The sequence below is a fragment of the Thermotomaculum hydrothermale genome (assembly GCF_016592575.1).
Taxonomy (GTDB): Bacteria; Acidobacteriota; Holophagae; order Thermotomaculales; family Thermotomaculaceae; genus Thermotomaculum; species Thermotomaculum hydrothermale.
In genome coordinates this window covers 2,091,136-2,106,808 of the sequence record NZ_AP017470.1, presented here as the reverse complement: position 1 = coordinate 2,106,808, position 15,673 = coordinate 2,091,136, and the positions used below count along the sequence as shown (strand labels likewise).

At 35.8% G+C, this 15,673-nt stretch carries 18 protein-coding genes; 16 read left to right on the top strand and 2 right to left on the bottom strand.

The window, feature by feature from the left end; translation table 11 throughout:
* Window positions 1–146 precede the first annotated feature (146 nt).
* The 16 genes from deoC (at window position 147) to TTHT_RS09720 (ending at window position 13,416) form a co-directional block, all read left to right on the top strand.
* Window positions 147–836 (top strand): deoxyribose-phosphate aldolase, encoded by a 690-nt coding sequence (gene deoC, locus TTHT_RS09795; RefSeq protein ID WP_408033918.1) that lies wholly within the window; start codon window positions 147–149, stop codon window positions 834–836.
* 41 nt (window positions 837–877) lie between these two features.
* Window positions 878–1,996, top strand: coding sequence for an isocitrate/isopropylmalate dehydrogenase family protein (locus tag TTHT_RS09790; RefSeq protein ID WP_201327798.1), 1,119 nt, complete (start codon window positions 878–880; stop codon window positions 1,994–1,996).
* A 92-nt stretch (window positions 1,997–2,088) separates the two neighbouring features.
* The gene (rpmH, locus tag TTHT_RS09785) at window positions 2,089–2,223 is read left to right on the top strand and encodes a 50S ribosomal protein L34 (protein WP_201327797.1); all 135 of its coding nucleotides are present in this window, start codon (window positions 2,089–2,091) and stop codon (window positions 2,221–2,223) included.
* A 3-nt stretch (window positions 2,224–2,226) separates the two neighbouring features.
* Entirely contained in the window at window positions 2,227–2,580 is a 354-nt protein-coding gene (rnpA, locus tag TTHT_RS11060; protein WP_201327796.1) for a ribonuclease P protein component, read from the top strand.
* Complete coding sequence (yidD, locus tag TTHT_RS09775; RefSeq protein WP_201327795.1) at window positions 2,552–2,761, top strand: membrane protein insertion efficiency factor YidD; 210 nt, start codon at window positions 2,552–2,554, stop codon at window positions 2,759–2,761. The genes rnpA and yidD overlap by 29 nt, the downstream gene beginning before the upstream one ends.
* A 12-nt stretch (window positions 2,762–2,773) precedes the next feature.
* Window positions 2,774–4,393 (top strand): membrane protein insertase YidC, encoded by a 1,620-nt coding sequence (gene yidC / locus TTHT_RS09770; RefSeq protein ID WP_201327794.1) that lies wholly within the window; start codon window positions 2,774–2,776, stop codon window positions 4,391–4,393.
* A 9-nt stretch (window positions 4,394–4,402) separates the two neighbouring features.
* The gene (locus TTHT_RS09765) at window positions 4,403–5,053 is read left to right on the top strand and encodes a Jag family protein (protein ID WP_201327793.1); all 651 of its coding nucleotides are present in this window, start codon (window positions 4,403–4,405) and stop codon (window positions 5,051–5,053) included.
* Window positions 5,050–6,360 (top strand): tRNA uridine-5-carboxymethylaminomethyl(34) synthesis GTPase MnmE, encoded by a 1,311-nt coding sequence (gene mnmE, locus TTHT_RS09760; RefSeq protein ID WP_201327792.1) that lies wholly within the window; start codon window positions 5,050–5,052, stop codon window positions 6,358–6,360. The genes TTHT_RS09765 and mnmE overlap by 4 nt, the downstream gene beginning before the upstream one ends.
* Before the next feature lies 1 nt (window position 6,361).
* Window positions 6,362–8,209 carry a tRNA uridine-5-carboxymethylaminomethyl(34) synthesis enzyme MnmG gene (gene mnmG / locus TTHT_RS09755; protein WP_201327791.1) on the top strand — a complete coding sequence of 616 codons (1,848 nt, stop codon included), beginning with the start codon at window positions 6,362–6,364 and terminating at the stop codon, window positions 8,207–8,209.
* A 107-nt stretch (window positions 8,210–8,316) separates the two neighbouring features.
* Window positions 8,317–9,093, top strand: coding sequence for a ParA family protein (locus tag TTHT_RS09750; RefSeq protein ID WP_201327790.1), 777 nt, complete (start codon window positions 8,317–8,319; stop codon window positions 9,091–9,093).
* A complete protein-coding gene (locus TTHT_RS09745) occupies window positions 9,071–9,919 on the top strand; it encodes a ParB/RepB/Spo0J family partition protein (RefSeq protein WP_201327789.1) in 849 nt (282 codons plus the stop codon). The genes TTHT_RS09750 and TTHT_RS09745 overlap by 23 nt, the downstream gene beginning before the upstream one ends.
* A complete protein-coding gene (locus tag TTHT_RS09740) occupies window positions 9,916–10,269 on the top strand; it encodes a bactofilin family protein (RefSeq protein ID WP_201327788.1) in 354 nt (117 codons plus the stop codon). Before TTHT_RS09745 ends, TTHT_RS09740 begins: the two co-directional genes overlap by 4 nt.
* Before the next feature lie 27 nt (window positions 10,270–10,296).
* Window positions 10,297–11,142, top strand: a complete 846-nt coding sequence (gene accD / locus TTHT_RS09735; RefSeq protein WP_201327787.1) for an acetyl-CoA carboxylase, carboxyltransferase subunit beta — start codon at window positions 10,297–10,299, stop codon at window positions 11,140–11,142.
* Window positions 11,135–12,421: a bifunctional folylpolyglutamate synthase/dihydrofolate synthase gene (locus TTHT_RS09730; RefSeq protein ID WP_201327786.1), complete on the top strand. Its 1,287-nt coding sequence runs from the start codon at window positions 11,135–11,137 to the stop codon at window positions 12,419–12,421. Before accD ends, TTHT_RS09730 begins: the two co-directional genes overlap by 8 nt.
* On the top strand, window positions 12,366–13,034 hold the full coding sequence (locus TTHT_RS11015; protein ID WP_330873133.1) for a septal ring lytic transglycosylase RlpA family protein: 669 nt from the start codon (window positions 12,366–12,368) through the stop codon (window positions 13,032–13,034). Before TTHT_RS09730 ends, TTHT_RS11015 begins: the two co-directional genes overlap by 56 nt.
* A 79-nt stretch (window positions 13,035–13,113) precedes the next feature.
* Window positions 13,114–13,416, top strand: a complete 303-nt coding sequence (locus TTHT_RS09720; protein WP_201327784.1) for a GYD domain-containing protein — start codon at window positions 13,114–13,116, stop codon at window positions 13,414–13,416.
* Between the two features lie 30 nt (window positions 13,417–13,446).
* On the opposite strand, the gene TTHT_RS09715 is transcribed toward TTHT_RS09720, so the two are convergent.
* Both TTHT_RS09715 and TTHT_RS09710 read right to left on the bottom strand, forming a co-directional pair.
* On the bottom strand, window positions 13,447–14,577 hold the full coding sequence (locus TTHT_RS09715) for a hypothetical protein (protein WP_201327783.1): 1,131 nt from the start codon (window positions 14,575–14,577) through the stop codon (window positions 13,447–13,449).
* Window positions 14,574–15,668 carry a coiled-coil domain-containing protein gene (locus tag TTHT_RS09710; RefSeq protein ID WP_201327782.1) on the bottom strand — a complete coding sequence of 365 codons (1,095 nt, stop codon included), beginning with the start codon at window positions 15,666–15,668 and terminating at the stop codon, window positions 14,574–14,576. The genes TTHT_RS09715 and TTHT_RS09710 overlap by 4 nt, the downstream gene beginning before the upstream one ends.
* Between the last annotated feature and the right edge of the window lie 5 nt (window positions 15,669–15,673).

Here is a 15,673-nt window from a genome sequence, read left to right as displayed (position 1 = left end):
ATTTGAAAGAAGAGGATATTAATCTTGATTGGCTTGAGTTTGATAATTCTTCGCCAGATTTACTCTACTGTGATATTGAGGAAAATTTTTGTGTTATAAAACCTAAAGAGGCAATAGATAATTTTATAAAGGTAAAAACAGATAGAATCACCCCAGATGGACAATTTAATGTTAATATTTCTCACCTGATTGATCATACCCTTTTAAAACCGGACGCAACAGTCCAGGATGTTGTAAATCTCTGTATGGAGGCTAAAAAATATAATTTTGCTTCTGTCTGCATTAACCCATGTTTTGTAAAAACAGCTGCAGAAGTATTAAGTGGAACCAATGTTAAGGTTTGTACTGTTATAGGTTTTCCCTTAGGTGCAACAACAAAAGAGGCAAAGGCTTTTGAAGCAAAGCAGGCTATTGAGAACGGTGCGGAAGAAGTTGATATGGTCATAAATATAGGTTTTCTAAAGTCAAAAAAATATAATGATGTTTTAGAAGATATAAAGGCTGTGAGAGGTGTGTCTAAAGGAAAGGTTTTAAAGGTAATTATTGAAACTTGTTATTTAACTGAGGCTGAAAAAATTAAGGCTTGTGAGCTTTCTAAAGAGGCTGGGGCAGATTATGTAAAAACTTCCACAGGTTTTGGAAAAGGTGGGGCCACTGTTGAAGACATTCTGTTAATGAGAAAAGTTGTTGGAAGGGATTTAGGCGTTAAGGCTTCTGGTGGTATAAGAGACTTTGAAAAAGCGCTTGAGATGGTTAAGGCAGGTGCAACAAGGATTGGAGCAAGTGCCAGTGTGAAAATTGTAAATAAGGAAAAGTCTGATTCAAAAGGTTACTAATCCCTATCAAGGGTAAATATAAATTTTAGAGGAGGATTTGAATGGCGAAGTACAGGATTGCATGGCTTCCAGGTGATGGAGTAGGAAATGATGTAATGGAAGCAGCAAGGATTGTTTTAGATGCTTTAAAGTTTAACGCCGAGTATATCCATGGAGATATTGGCTGGGAATTCTGGAAAAAAGAGGGCAACCCCCTTCCTGATAGAACAATTGAGATGATGAAGACAACTGATTGTGCATTGTTTGGTGCTATTACCTCAAAACCTAAAGACGAGGCAAAGGAAGAATTGGCTCCTGAATTAAGGGATAAAGGTTATGAGTATTTTTCTCCAATTGTAAAGTTAAGGCAATTATTTGATTTAGGGATTAACATGAGGCCCTGTAAGGCTTATCCCGGCAATCCTCTAAATTACAAGGACAACATTGACCTTGTAATTTTCAGGGAAAACACAGAGGGAATGTATGCAGGGGTTGAATTTTATCCAGTAAAGGATGGTTTGAAAAAGTGTTTTCTTGAGCATAACAAGAAGATGGAAAGATTTATGGATGTTCCTGAAGAAGATATTGCAATTTCAACAAGAATTATGACAAAAAAAGGTTGTGAAAGAATTGTGAGAGCTGCTTTTGAGTATGCAAAGGAGACAGGAAGGCCTACAGTAACCCTTGTTGAGAAACCTAATGTATTAAGAGAAACAGGTGGCTTAATTACAAGGGTTGCTAGGGAAATAGCAAAAGAATATCCAGGTATTGAGTTGTGGGAAACAAATATAGATGCAATGTGTATGTGGCTTGTTAAAAACCCTGAAAATTACAGCGTACTTGTTGCTGAAAACCTTTTTGGAGATATAATTTCAGACCTTTCAGCCCAGCTTGTAGGAGGCTTAGGTTTTGCTTCCTCAGCAAATATAGGGAAAAACTATGCAGTTTTTGAGCCTACCCATGGATCTGCTCCAAAGTATGCTGGACAGTATAAGGTAAATCCAATGGCTATGCTTTTAACTTCAAAGTTAATGCTTGAATGGTTGGGTGAAAAGGAGCTTGCTTTAAAGCTGGAAAATGCAATTGCGGCAGTTATAAAAGAGGGTAAGGTAAGAACCTACGATATGGGTGGAAACAACACAACTTTAGAGGTTGCTGAAGAGGTAGCCAGAAAGTTATAATGGGGGGAAATTCCCTCCATTAATTTTTTATTTGACTTTTATTGCCTTATTGTTTTTAATATTAAAGACAATTTATCAATTGAGGAGGAAGTATGCAACCAACATACAGACCAAACAGAAGAAAAAGAAAGAAAACTCATGGTTTTTTAGTTAGAATGAGAACCAAAGCTGGAAGAAAAGTAATAAACGCAAGAAGAAAAAAAGGCAGAAAAAGATTAGCCGTATAAGTATTGTCTTTAAAGAAGGAATATAGGCTTAAAAAGAGAAGGCAATTTTTAGAGGTTTACTCAAAAGGTAAAAGTTTTAGTACTAAGTACTTAGTAATCTATTATTTGCCCGGGAAAGATAGTAAGCTTTTCGGCTTTACCGTATCTAAGAAAATTGGGAAAGCCGTTAAAAGAAATAAAATAAAGAGGCAATTGAGAGAAGTGGTAAGATTGTATTTAAATTCTTTCCCGGAAAACTGTTTTTATGTTATTAACACCAAGAAGAGTTCTAAAGAAGCTGACTTTCAAGGGTTTTTAGAAGATATAACCCTTTTTTTAAAGTGGATAAATGAAAAAGATTTTAATTCTAATCATTAGAGGTTATCAAAAATTTATTTCTCCACTTTTTCCACCGACTTGCAGGTTTACCCCGACCTGTTCTAATTATGCTTTACAGGCGGTTGAGAAATATGGTTTTTTTAAAGGGGGTTGGCTTGCATTAAAAAGAATATTAAAGTGTCATCCGTTTCATCCCGGCGGATATGACCCACTAAAATAGAAGGAGTTGAGGATGGAAAAACGAACGGTAATTGCAATTGTCCTTGCCATTGTGTTTATTATTGCATGGCAGAAGTTTGTTGTTGAAAAGTATATGCCAAAAAAACCTATTCAGGGTAAGAAGGTTGAACAAGTAGAGAAAAAGAATCTTAAGAATGATAATGTTATCACCGATGAGAAGATATCAGAGGGGAAATTAGGTAGCAAGGAGAATTTAATCAAAGATAACCTTAAAACGGAAGAAAAAGACTCTGATAGCTTGTTTTTTGATTCAAACCAATCTGTTGAAGAAAGAGATTTTGTACTTGAAAACGATTTAATAAAAGTTGTTTTCACCAATAAAGGTGGAGTAGCTAAGTCTATTATACTGAAAAAATACAAGGAGAAATCAGGGCAGAATTATGATTTAGTAAATAAAACTATTGATTTTGATAAACCTTTTGCCATTTATCAGGGGGATAATTCCCTTGAAAAAATTATCTTTCATGGTGAAAAAGATGGTAATACTTTAATTTTCACATACTCAAAAGATGGAAAAACCATTAAAAAGGTATTTAAATTAAATAATGACTACACAGTTGATTTTAGTTTAGAAGGATTAAAAAATGCTTATATTTCACTTGGAGCAGGCTTAAACTCTTCTGAAAAGGCAAAAAGCAGGTACTCAACAGAAGATGAGATAGCTTATTACTTTGATGGAGATGTTGAAAGAATTTCCAAGAAAAAAATAAAAAAAGAAAAAATACCAGTTGAGGCAAAGTGGGTTGCAATTGAAAACAGGTATTTTGCTAAAATTTTGACCCCTGAAAAAGGCTTTAAAGACTTAAAACCTGAGCTTTATTCTTATAAGGAAGGTGACAAAACATATTCTGTATGTTCTTTAAAGGCTTCTTTAAAGGGAAGTTTTAAAGGTAAGTTTTATTTAGGACCGAAAGAGTATGAAAGATTAGGTGCTCTTGGAAAGAGTTATAAAGAGCTTGTTAACTTCGGTTGGTTTGGTGCATTCGGCAAATGGCTTTTTATTCTTTTAAAGTGGATTAATAAGTTTGTGGGAAACTGGGGATGGTCTATAGTTATTTTCACTATCCTTGTTAGAATTGTTCTCTTTCCCCTTAACTCTGCTGGACTTAAATCAGCTCAGAAGATGAAGGATTTACAGCCTAAGGTAAAGGCTATTCAGGAAAAGTATAAAAAATATGGAAATGATATGACAATGAAGGCAAAGATGAACCAGGAGTTGCAGGAGTTGTACAAGAAGGAGGGGGTAAATCCGTTAGGTGGTTGTCTTCCAATGCTTATTCAAATTCCAATCTTTTTTGCAATTTACTCTTTGCTTTTAAATATAATTGATTTGAGAATGGCCCCCTGGATAGGCTGGATAAAAGACCTTTCTGCCCATGATCCATATTTTGTATTGCCAATTGCAATGGGTGTAACCCAGTTGATTGTTCAGTTGTTAACCCCTGCAACTGGAGACAAAAACCAGCAGAGAATGATGTTAATTATGCCTATTGTTATTACCTTTGTTTTGATTTATGCACCGTCTGGTTTGTTGCTGTACTGGACAACAAACAATATATTCCAGATTTTTCAGCAATTAATTTTAAATAAGCAAATGAAAATGGCTGCTTGAGAGGTGAATATGAATTTATCAAAGAAATTGTTTTCTGGAAAAGATGTGGAGGACGCCCTTGAAAAGGCTTCTCTTTATTACAATGTAAACCCTGAATTGATACATTATACTGTTATAACTACTGATAACTCCCTGTTCAGTCCCCTTGCTGGTGAGGTAACTATTAGAATAGATGCTATTGGCAAAAGTAGCAAAGGTAAAGTAAAACCAGAAGGCTCTGAAAAGGTTGAAAATCTTTTAAATAGCTGGTTTAAATTAGCTGGTTTTAATGTTTCCTCTTATTTTTCGAGGGTTAAAGATGGTATTGAATTTGAGATAAAAGGGGAAGATGAAGAGCTTTTTCTTGATGAAAATGGGGCATTACTTGATGCCTTCCAGCATCTTGTAAATAAAGCAGTAACAAAGGGCAGTGATTCAAAGCCAGTTGTACTTGAATGCAGAAGTTTTAGATTTAACAGGGTTAAAGAATTAAGAGAAATGGCAAAAAAGGCTGCTGAAAAGGTAAAGAGTTTAGGTAAGCCTTATATCTTTTCCCCAATGAATCCTGCTGAAAGAAGACAGATTCATATAACTTTAAAGGATGACAAATTTGTTGCAACTGAAAGCCTGGGCAATGGTTTTTTAAAAAAAGTTAAGGTTTATCTTAAGAAGAAAAAATGAAAAACACCATAGTAGCAATTGCTACCCCTCCTGGTAAAGGAGGGGTGGGGATTGTCAGGGTATCTGGAGAAAACTCTCTAAAAATTGCCAAACGATTTTTTTCCCCTGTTCCTGATAATTTGGAACATTCCAGAATGTATTTCGGAAAATTCAAAGGAGAGGTTGAAGACACAGGATACCTTGTATATTTTAAATCACCTAAATCATACACTGGGGAAGACACTGTTGAATTTCACCTTCATGGTTCTCCGTATATTCTTTACTCTGTTGTTTCAAGTATTATAAATTCAGGATTGGCTAGGCTTGCAGAACCTGGTGAGTTCACCAAGAGAGCACTGTTTAACGGAAAGATAAATTTAATAGATGCTGAGGCTATAAATACCATAATAAGTGCTGAAAACAGTTATCAGGCAAAGGTTTTATCCAATTTGTCTGGTAGGCTATCAGATTTTGTTTTAAATTTAAAAGATAATTTAATAAAATCAATTGCTTTTTTAGAAGCTTCGATTGAATATCCCGAAGAGGAAGAAACCGAAGATGCTGTGGAAAGAGCTGTACCAATTGTGAGAGAAGCACTTAAATCATTGGAGAATGTTTTACAGGTGTATGAAAAATCAAGGTTTATTTTTAAAGGTGCAAAGGTTGTCATTGCCGGAAAACCTAATGTTGGTAAGTCCTCCCTGTTAAATGCCATTGCAGGATTTGAAAGGGCAATAGTCACTGAAATTCCCGGCACAACAACAGATTCAATTGAGGTTGATATTGAATATAGAGGGATTAAATTTTCTTTTGTTGATACCGCTGGTATAAGAGAGGCAAGTGGATTAGTTGAAAATTTAGGAATTGAGAGAACCTTTAAAGAACTTGAAGAATCAGATTTGATTCTTTACCTTTTTGATTCATCAGATAAAGACTTTGTGTTACCAGATGGGTTTGAACGGTTCAACTCTAAGATAATAAAGGTCTTAAATAAAATAGACTTGTTTGATATTGTTGAATTTAACGGCTTGAAAATATCAGCTAAAAAGAAAACAGGGATTGATAAACTTCTTGATACTGTTTTTGATTTTTTTAACAAAATAGATTTTTCTGAAAACTTTGTTTTCTCTGAAAGGCAGTATTCTTCTTTGAAACAGGCTGAATCAGTGTTGTTAAAATTTCTTGATATTGCTGAGGATAAAGTATTGCCTGAGGTTGGCGTTGCCGTTATTGGAGAAGCTGTTGAAATACTTGAAAGCGTTATTGGAGAGGTAACAACTGATAATATTCTTGATAGTGTTTTTGGAAACTTCTGTCTTGGGAAATAGTATGATTTACTTTGATGTTGTTGTCATAGGTGCAGGGCATGCCGGATGCGAGGCAGGCTATGCTACTGCTAAAATGGGGTTTAAGACCTGTCTTTTAACCATTAACCTTGATGTGGTAGGCCAAATGTCCTGTAACCCTGCAATAGGAGGGCTTGCTAAGGGGCATATAGTGAGGGAGATTGATGCCTTAGGCGGGTTAATGGCAAAGATTATAGATAAGACAGGGATACAGTTTAGAATGCTGAATAAAAGCAGGGGCCCAGCAGTACAGGCACCTAGGGCTCAAGCCGACAAAGTTATGTACAGGCTTGAAATGAGAAAGGCGCTTGAAGAGACAGAAAACCTTTATTTAATACAGGATATTGCAGAGAGAATAGTTGTTAAAAATGGCGAGGTTTCTGAGGTTATACTTGAATCAGGCAATGTTATTTCCTGTAAAAAGTTAATTGTTTCAACAGGTACTTTTTTAGGTGGAAAGATTTTTATAGGGGATAAAACATACCCTGCGGGAAGAACAAATGAGATACCTTCCACAACACTTGCTGATTCTTTGAAAGATTTAGGTTTTGAATTAATCAGATTTAAAACTGGTACCCCTGCAAGGGTTCACAGGGATTCTATAGATTTTTCCAAAATGGAAAGACAGGATGGAGATGAACCACCTCCGTTTTTCTCTTTCAATCCACCAAAAAGAAAGGTAGAGCAGATTCCCTGCTATTTAACTTACACAAATGAGAAAACCCACGAGATAATTTTCAAAAATATTCATCGCTCTTCCCTTTTTTCAGGTTTAATTCAGGGGATAGGCCCAAGGTATTGCCCCTCAATTGAGGACAAACTTAAAAAATTCCCCGATAGAGAAAGGCATCAGGTTTTTTTAGAGCCTGAGTCAAGGTACACTGTTGAATACTATGTTAATGGAGTATCCACCTCACTTCCTGTTGAAGTACAGTATGAGTATTTAAGGACAATTAAGGGTCTTGAAAATGTTGAAATTTTAAGGCCAGGCTACGCGATTGAATATTTTTCAATAAATCCTTTAAGTTTGAAGGTTTCCCTTGAATCAAAAGAGATAAAAGGGCTTTACTTTGCAGGCCAGATAAACGGAACTTCTGGATATGAAGAAGCTGCAGGCCAGGGTTTGATTGCAGGGATTAACGCAGCCTTAGCCTTAAAGGACAGAGAGCCTGTTGTTTTAGGGAGAGACCAGGCTTACATCGGCGTTATGATAGATGACCTTGTTACAAAAGGGGTTGATGAGCCTTACAGAATGTTTACCTCAAGGAGTGAATACAGGCTTTTGCTTGACCATTATACTGCTGACAAAAGGCTTATGCCCATTGGCCATAGTGTTGGGCTAATTGATGATGAAACCTATAATAGGATGCTTGAAAAGTACGAAAAAATTGAAAAATACTTAAGGGAAGTTGTATCTTTGCCGGTAAAAAAAGCCTTAAATGGAGACTTTTTTACTCATTTTTCATCCATTGATAAATCAAAAGTTCATACCCTTGAAAAATTATTAAAAAGGCCTGAAATTAGTTTTGAGATGATAGCCCCCTATTTAAGAGAAGGTTATTTAACTGAATATGAGACTGAGGTGGAGACGGCAGTTAAATATAAGGGTTATATTGAAAGGGAAATGAGAAGGGTTGAAAAATCAAAAGACCTGGAAAAGGTTAAAATACCGGAAGATTTTAATTACAATATTTCAGGCTTGTCAAGAGAGGTAAGGGAAAAGCTTGAAAAGGTTCGCCCTGTTAATCTTGCCCAGGCTTCAAGAATCCCCGGGGTAACCCCTGCGTCAATATCAATTCTTTATTTAACTTTAACAAAAAAAAGAAAGTAAGCTTTTGTTCCACGTAGAACAATTCTGTTTCTTGCATAAGTTTTGTTCCACGTGGAACACTCTAACTTTTCTTTACTGAGTCTGTTTTTTGTGGTAAATTATGTGCTATGGGTAAAGTAATAGCTATAACAAATCAAAAAGGCGGAGTTGGGAAAACAACCACAGCGGTCAATCTGGCAGCTTCAGTTGCCGTAGCTGAAAGAAAAGTGTTGCTTGTTGATTTTGACCCCCAGTCTAACTCCACAAGCGGCGTAGGTGTTGATAAAGAGGTTGTTGAAAATAATATTTACAGGGTTTTGGCTGGTGATGTTGATATTGAGCATGCAATTTATGACACTTCTCTTGATTTTTTAAAGATTATCCCTTCAAGCAGAGAATTGGCCGGCGCTGAAATAGAATTGGTCTCCCAGATTGGAAGAGAATTTTTCTTAAAAAATGCACTTTCTAAAATTAAGGATGAATTTGATTATGTTTTTATTGATTGTCCTCCCTCTTTGGGTTTATTGACGGTTAATGCTCTTTGTGCCGCAGATTCTGTCATAATTCCTATTCAATGTGAGTATTTTGCTCTTGAAGGGGTTTCTGATCTCATGCGAACCATAGATTTGATTAAGAGCAGTGTAAACCCTTCCCTTGAGATAGAGGGGGTATTGCTCACTATGTTTGACGATAGAACAAACCTGTCAAAACAGGTTGTTGAGGAGATAAAAAGTTTTTTTAAGGAAAAGGTTTTTGAAACTATAATACCGAGAAATGTAAGATTAGGTGAAGCGCCAAGTTTTGGCTTGCCTGTTTTGCTTTACGAGGTAAAGTCAAAGGGTGCTCAATCTTATTTAAAATTAGCAAAGGAATTGTTGGAGTATGAAAAGAAAAGCGTTAGGTAAGGGTTTGCAATCTTTAATCCCTGCAGATGTTGGGGATAAGGATAAAGGAGATAAGGTCGTTGAGATTGATATTTCCTTTATTTCCCCTTCAAAGTACCAGCCGAGAAGAAAGTTTGATAAGGAAAAATTAGAAGAATTAGCTCAGTCTATAAAAAATTCAGGTCTTATACAGCCTATTGTTGTTGCTGAAGAGGGTAAAAATAAGTACTCAATAATTGCCGGAGAGAGAAGGTGGCGTGCTGCTCAACTTGCTGGATTTAAAAAGATTCCTGCCATTGTTAAAAAGATGGATGAGGTTAAAAAGGCTGAGTTTGCGATAATTGAAAATATTCAGAGGGAAAATCTAAACCCTGTTGAAGAGGCTTTTGCCTATAAAACTTTGCTTGAGAATTTTAAAATAACTCAGGAAGAACTTGCTAAAAGGCTTGGTAAGAAAAGGGCAACTATAGCAAATACGATTAGAATATTAAATCTTCCCCAGCAGGTGCTTGATTTAATAGAGGATGGGTTGCTTAGTTTAGGGCACGCCAAGGTGCTTTTAGGTTTAAAAGATGAAGACAAAATTTTAAAACTATCAAAAGAGGTTGTGGATAAAGGTTTAAGTGTTAGAAGCCTTGAAAAAAAGATTGCATCACTTCATGATGAGAAAAAGAAAGAAAAACAAGAAGATGTTTTTTTAAAGGATGCATCTGAAAAGCTTACAAAATCATTGGGAACAAAGGTTTCAATTAATGGTACTCAGCAAAAGGGTAGCATTGTTATAAAGTACCATTCTAAAGAGCAATTGGAGGCTCTTTTTGATTTTTTAAAAAGGGGTAGGAAATGAAGGAGAGAGAGTTAAACGGTTTTCTTGATAAGGGAACCTTTTTTAAAGGAGAGGTTACCTTTAAAAACCTATTGAGGGTTGATGGAAAATTAAACGGGGTAATTCGCTCAAATGAAACCCTTATAATTGGAGAGGATGCAGATGTTGAGGGAGAGGTTTTTGTTGGTACCTGTATTATAAATGGTAGATTTAAGGGCAAAATTGAAGCCAAAAATAAAATTGAAATTCATTCAAAAGCTATTGTTGAAGGTGAGATAAAAACTCCAGTGCTTGAAGTTAAAGAGGGTGGTATTTTTAATGGAAATTGTATAATGACAAAATCAACAAAAGAAGAAAAAATAAAAAAATAAAAAAAATCTGTAAAAGTAAGAGGAGATATGAGCTGGTTTAAAAGAAAGGATAAGAAAATTCAAACTCCAAGTGAGGAGAAGGCTAAGATACCAGAAGGGTTATGGCTTAAGTGTAATCAGTGTAAAGAGATTATTTACAGGAAAGAAATAGAAGCCAATCAGATGGTGTGCCCCAAGTGCAATTATCACTTCCCTATTTCTCCAGAGGAAAGGCTCAATCAGGTTTTTTCAAACGGTAAATACAACATTCTTTTCAGGGAAATAAGGCCTGAAGACCCTTTAAACTTTGAGGCGGCTAAGAAGTACAAAGACCAGCTTGCAAAGCTTGAAAAAGCAGGGAAAATTGATGAGGCAATTGTTATTGCCGAAGGTAAAATGGATAAATTCAACATTGTAGTTGGAATTATGGATTTTTCTTTTTTAGGCGGAAGTATGGGAAGTGTTGTAGGGGAAAAGCTTACGAGGGCAATTGAGTACTGTGTTGCAAAAAAGAGGCCTTTAATTGTTTTTTCCTGTTCAGGTGGGGCAAGGATGATGGAAGGAGCACTATCTTTAATGCAAATGGCAAAGGTTTCTGCAGCTTTAGGTTTACTGGACAAGGCTGGTGTGCCTTATATTTCTGTTTTAACCCATCCAACCACAGGAGGGGTTACCGCAAGCTTTGCTATGCTTGGTGATTTAAATATTGCTGAACCTGGTGCTTTAATAGGCTTTGCAGGCCCCAGGGTAATTCAGCAAACTATTAAGGCTGAGTTGCCTGAGGGGTTTCAACGCTCTGAATTTCTCCTTGAGCATGGAATGGTTGATATGGTTGTTGATAGAAAGGATTTAACAGATACTTTGATAAAGGTTTTGAAACTGCTTTATGCGTGAGCCTTTTTTTTATCATGAAGCCCTTGAGTATGTAAGGGGCTTTGAAAAATCAAAAATAAAATTAGGGCTTGAGAGAATAGAAAAGGCTTTGAAATCCTTTGATAACCCTCAAGACAAGTTTAAGTCAATTCACATTGCAGGAACCAATGGAAAGGGTTCGGTGGGGGCATACCTTGATTCTCTCCTTGCATCAAAGGATAACTTTGTCGGCAGGTTTTGTTCGCCACATTTGATTACCCCAAGAGAGAGAATTTTAATTGATGGTAAGCCAATAACCAGACAGTGGTTTGCTGCATCTGTTTCAATGTTGAGGGATAAAATAGAAGAGGAAAACCTTGAGCTTTCTTACTTTGAGTTTTTTACTCTCCTTTGTTACTATGTTTTTTCATTTTTAAAGGTTGATTATGGCATTGTTGAAACTGGATTAGGCGGCAGGCTTGATTCAACAAACACTTTAAAACACCCTGAAATTACCATAATTACTTCTCTTTCAAAAGACCATACTAAATTTTTAGGTGAAACAGTATCCTCAATAGCAGGGGAGAAGGCTGGAATTATAAAACCGGGGATTCCAGTGGTTACCTCGGCTGAAGGGGAAGCCTTGCTGGTTATAGACAGAGAGTGTAAGAAAAAGAGTGCCCCCCTGTATACATTAAAATCTCTCGGCTTTGAGTTTGACGGCTCAAAGGTTGTATTAAAAGAACTGGGAATATCGGCAAATTCTGTTTTAAAGGGTAATTTTCAGGCGGAAAACCTTTGTCTTGCACTTGCGGCTTTCTCTTTGTTAACAGGTGAAAAGGGAGACTTTTCAGAGGTAATTAAATCAACAAAATGGCCGGCAAGGATGGAAGAGTTTGATTTGTCTGAAAATAAAAAATTGATTGTTGACGGTGCCCACAATGTTGATGCAATAAAAAAGGTTATAGAAGACTTAAATCCTTCTGATAATTCGGTTTTAATTTTTGGGTGTATGAAGGATAAATCAGTAAATGAAATGTTTAATATTGTTAAATCAAAATTCAAAAACATTGTTCTTACAGCAGGGGATTACCACAGGTTTATGAAGGAAGAAGATTTTAAGGATTTAGGAATAATTAACCGCTTTGAAAAGCTTGAAAAATTGCCAGACTTTATTGAAAACTATGACGAAATATTTGTTTTAGGCTCCCTTCACCTTGCAGGGGATTTTTTAAAAACTCTATATGAAAACGGGAAGTATAAAAATGCTTTACTTGAAAAAGAGCCTTACTCTTATATTTTTGACGATTATCCTTATTAGTATTAATCAAGCATGCCTTAAATACAGGTATTCAAGGGATAATTATTTCTCCTCCTCTTATGTAATTCCTGAGCAAACTGAAAAAGAAGGGCTTATTCCTTATGAAGAGGGTATTGCTTCCTGGTATGGTGGGAAGTTTCATGGAAGGTTAACTGCCTCAGGAGAGGTTTACAATATGTATGATATGACTGCTGCTCATAAAACTCTTCCTTTAGGCTCAATTGTTGTTGTTGAAAACCTTGAAAACGGAAAGAAAGTAACAGTAAAAATCAATGATAGAGGCCCCTTTGTAAAAGGCAGGATTATAGATATGTCGTACGCCGCGGCAAAGAAGTTGGGTTTTGCAGAAAAGGGTATAACAAGGGTTAGAATTTACCTTGTAAACAAGAAAGAGGCTGAAGGAATTTGTTACTCTGTACAATTAGGTGCTTTTTCCAGAAAAGAAAATGCAGAAAGATTTGTTGGAATGCTTGCAAAAGAGGGGATAAAGGCAAGGGTTGAAAAGATTGGTGAATACTATAAGGTTTATTCAGGCCATTTCAAATCAAAAGAAAGGGCAAGGTCTTTTGGGCTTACCACAGGAAGGGAATTTTTTGTTGTAAACTGCCACTAAAATAGTCATTTAAAAATTTGAAAAAACCACTATTTTTCCTTACATTTTAATTAGAGTTTTCCATAAAAGGGGGTTGAAAATGCCTGTTTATATTCTTTTAACAAAAATGACGCCGGAGGTTTCCTCAGACTTAAAAAAGAGAGAAATTTTAGGCCGTGAATGGATGAAAAAGGTTAAGGAAAAGTGTCCTGATGTTGAGTGGCTTGCCCATTATGCTGTTTTAGGCAGGTATGATTTTATTGATATTTACAGGGCTGATGACGACGAAACAGCATTTAAGGTTTCAATGCTTTCAAGGGCAAACGGTGCTTTAGAGGCGGAATCCTGGCCTGCCGTTGAGTGGAAAGACTTTGTGAAGATTACAAAAAAACTTGAGGATTAAAAAAAGGCCTCTTTTTAGAGGCCTTTTTATTTATCTTTTAATTTTACAGGTTAACCTGTTCCCGTCAGCAAAAAATATAAACAGTTTATAGTGTGTTGCCCCTCTTTTTATACTGCCGTTATCTGGAAGGTAAAGGTAGAGGGTTTCATTGTTTGTTTTTAGAAGAATATTTACAGAACTGTCCCTTTTAGAAACAAGGCGTCCATTTTTTTCAACTGCAAGAGCCCAGTATCTATTGTTTGGTACGGTATCCCATACGCTGAATTTTCCGCTTGTGTTTTTTATCATTATCTCTTTAATTTTCTTTAACTTACAATTTTTTATTTCAACCTTTACCACATAGTCTCTCTTTCCATCAGGCTTTATTCTCTCGTAATTTCCCCCGTAATCCTTTTTGCTCAACCCTAAAAGTCTTGCAGAAAGCCTTTTCTTACCGCTATTAAGTCTTTTTAATACCTCTTTTGATTTTTTTGTACCGTCTGTAAAGTACAGGGTAATTTTGTAATTTGTGTTTCCTTTGAAAATACTCTTGTTGTCAGGAAGGTAAAGGGTGTATTTCCCTACCGCAGGGATAGGCTTTTTTAAAGCACTGTTTCTTTTCTGTAAAATCTCGCCGTACTCTGTAACAACAAGCGCCCACATGCCATTGTTTGGTATTGTATCCCATACAGATTTAATTCCGTTTATGTTTTTTACCACAATGTTTTTTATTTTTTTCCCGGGAAAGTTAACCTCTAAAACTAAAGGGTAATCAAATCCGCCATCAGGCTCTATTTTTTCGTACCTTCCCCCGTAATCCTTCCCATCAAGTTCTTTTAAAACTGCGTAAAATTTTCTGTAATGCTTTTGTTTTTGCCTTAATTGTGTTTGGTATTGTTTTTTAAGATAACTTAAAACTTCTAATTCTTTTTTTATAACCCTTATTCTTGCCCTGGATGAAAAGTACTGGTCTTTAGAATCGTCTCCAGTTATAAATCTTTTCGGGCAGTTAAAGCCGTACATTGCATAACCGTTTACATTTTTCTTCCCCTGTTTTAAAAGGATAAGTTCTTTTTTTAATTTTGAAATTAGATTATCAACGGCTTTTATTTTTTGCTCAACAGTTACTGAGTAAAGGTTTGTTGATAATATAAGTATTAGAAAAATCAATATTTTTTTCATTTGTTAGCCTCCTTGCAGGCCCTGTATTTGTAAATTAATCTTATCTGGTAACGAATTGAATTAATCTTATCTTTTGCTTCCTTAATAGCCCTCTTCCTTGCCTCTATAATGCTGTCCAATCTGTGTAATTTTACATTGTCGTCAAGTTCACCAAGAACTAAATTTGCATTTGTTCCTATTTGCCCAAGTTTTTTTGTTCTCTCAATGTCTTCTCCAATTGATTTATAAACTGAAGAGAAAGTCTTGCCTGTTATCACTTTATCCCTTTCTTTTTTTAGTTTTGATATAATCTTTTGTTCTTCTTTTATTTCCTCTTTAATTCTTACTATTTTCTCTTCAAGGCTATCTATGCTGTTTTCGTTGATTCCGTATTTTTTCATTTCATCAAGATATTTTTTACAGGGGTTTTCTTTTTTTGGTGGAATGGTTTTTGTTGAAGGGGTTATGTTTCCCTGATTATCATTGCTGGGGAGTGAACCACTTAATCCAATTGGTGATGAAAAACCACTATTGCCTGATACTGTTCCTGATGAAGGCAGTGTTATTTCAATTGCCTTGTTTGCATAGGTTATTCCCGGCCAATTTGCATAAGGCCCACCGACAACATGCTGTAATATTGCATGGATTCTAACTGTTTTTCCCGCATATTCAGAGGGAATGTATCCAGAAAAGTTTACAGTAACCTCTGGCGGAGCTTTCTTTTCCCAGTTTCCTAAACCGCCATAGTTATACCAGACATTAGGGGGTCTCAATACAGCTGAGAAAATACTGATTACTTTGACATTAATTCCCTTTACCTCTTCATCAGTTAACAGGCGTTTTCCAGCCCCCAACTTTCCATCTCTTATAGAGTACCATTCAGCAAATGCCGGATAGCTAAAGTTTGCACCTGTTGGGATTTCTGCATTGATTGTTACAGTGTCTTTTTCAGGTATTCCCCCTGAATTAAGGTCGCTTCCTGTAACTGTTCCTTTGATTAGAAATCCTTTGTCTGTTTTTTCTATCGTATCAATCTTGAAATCAACGGTTGCTGAAAAAGAAAATATGCTGGTAAAAAAAATAACCAGAAGGTAAAAAAGAATTTTTCTCATATTAA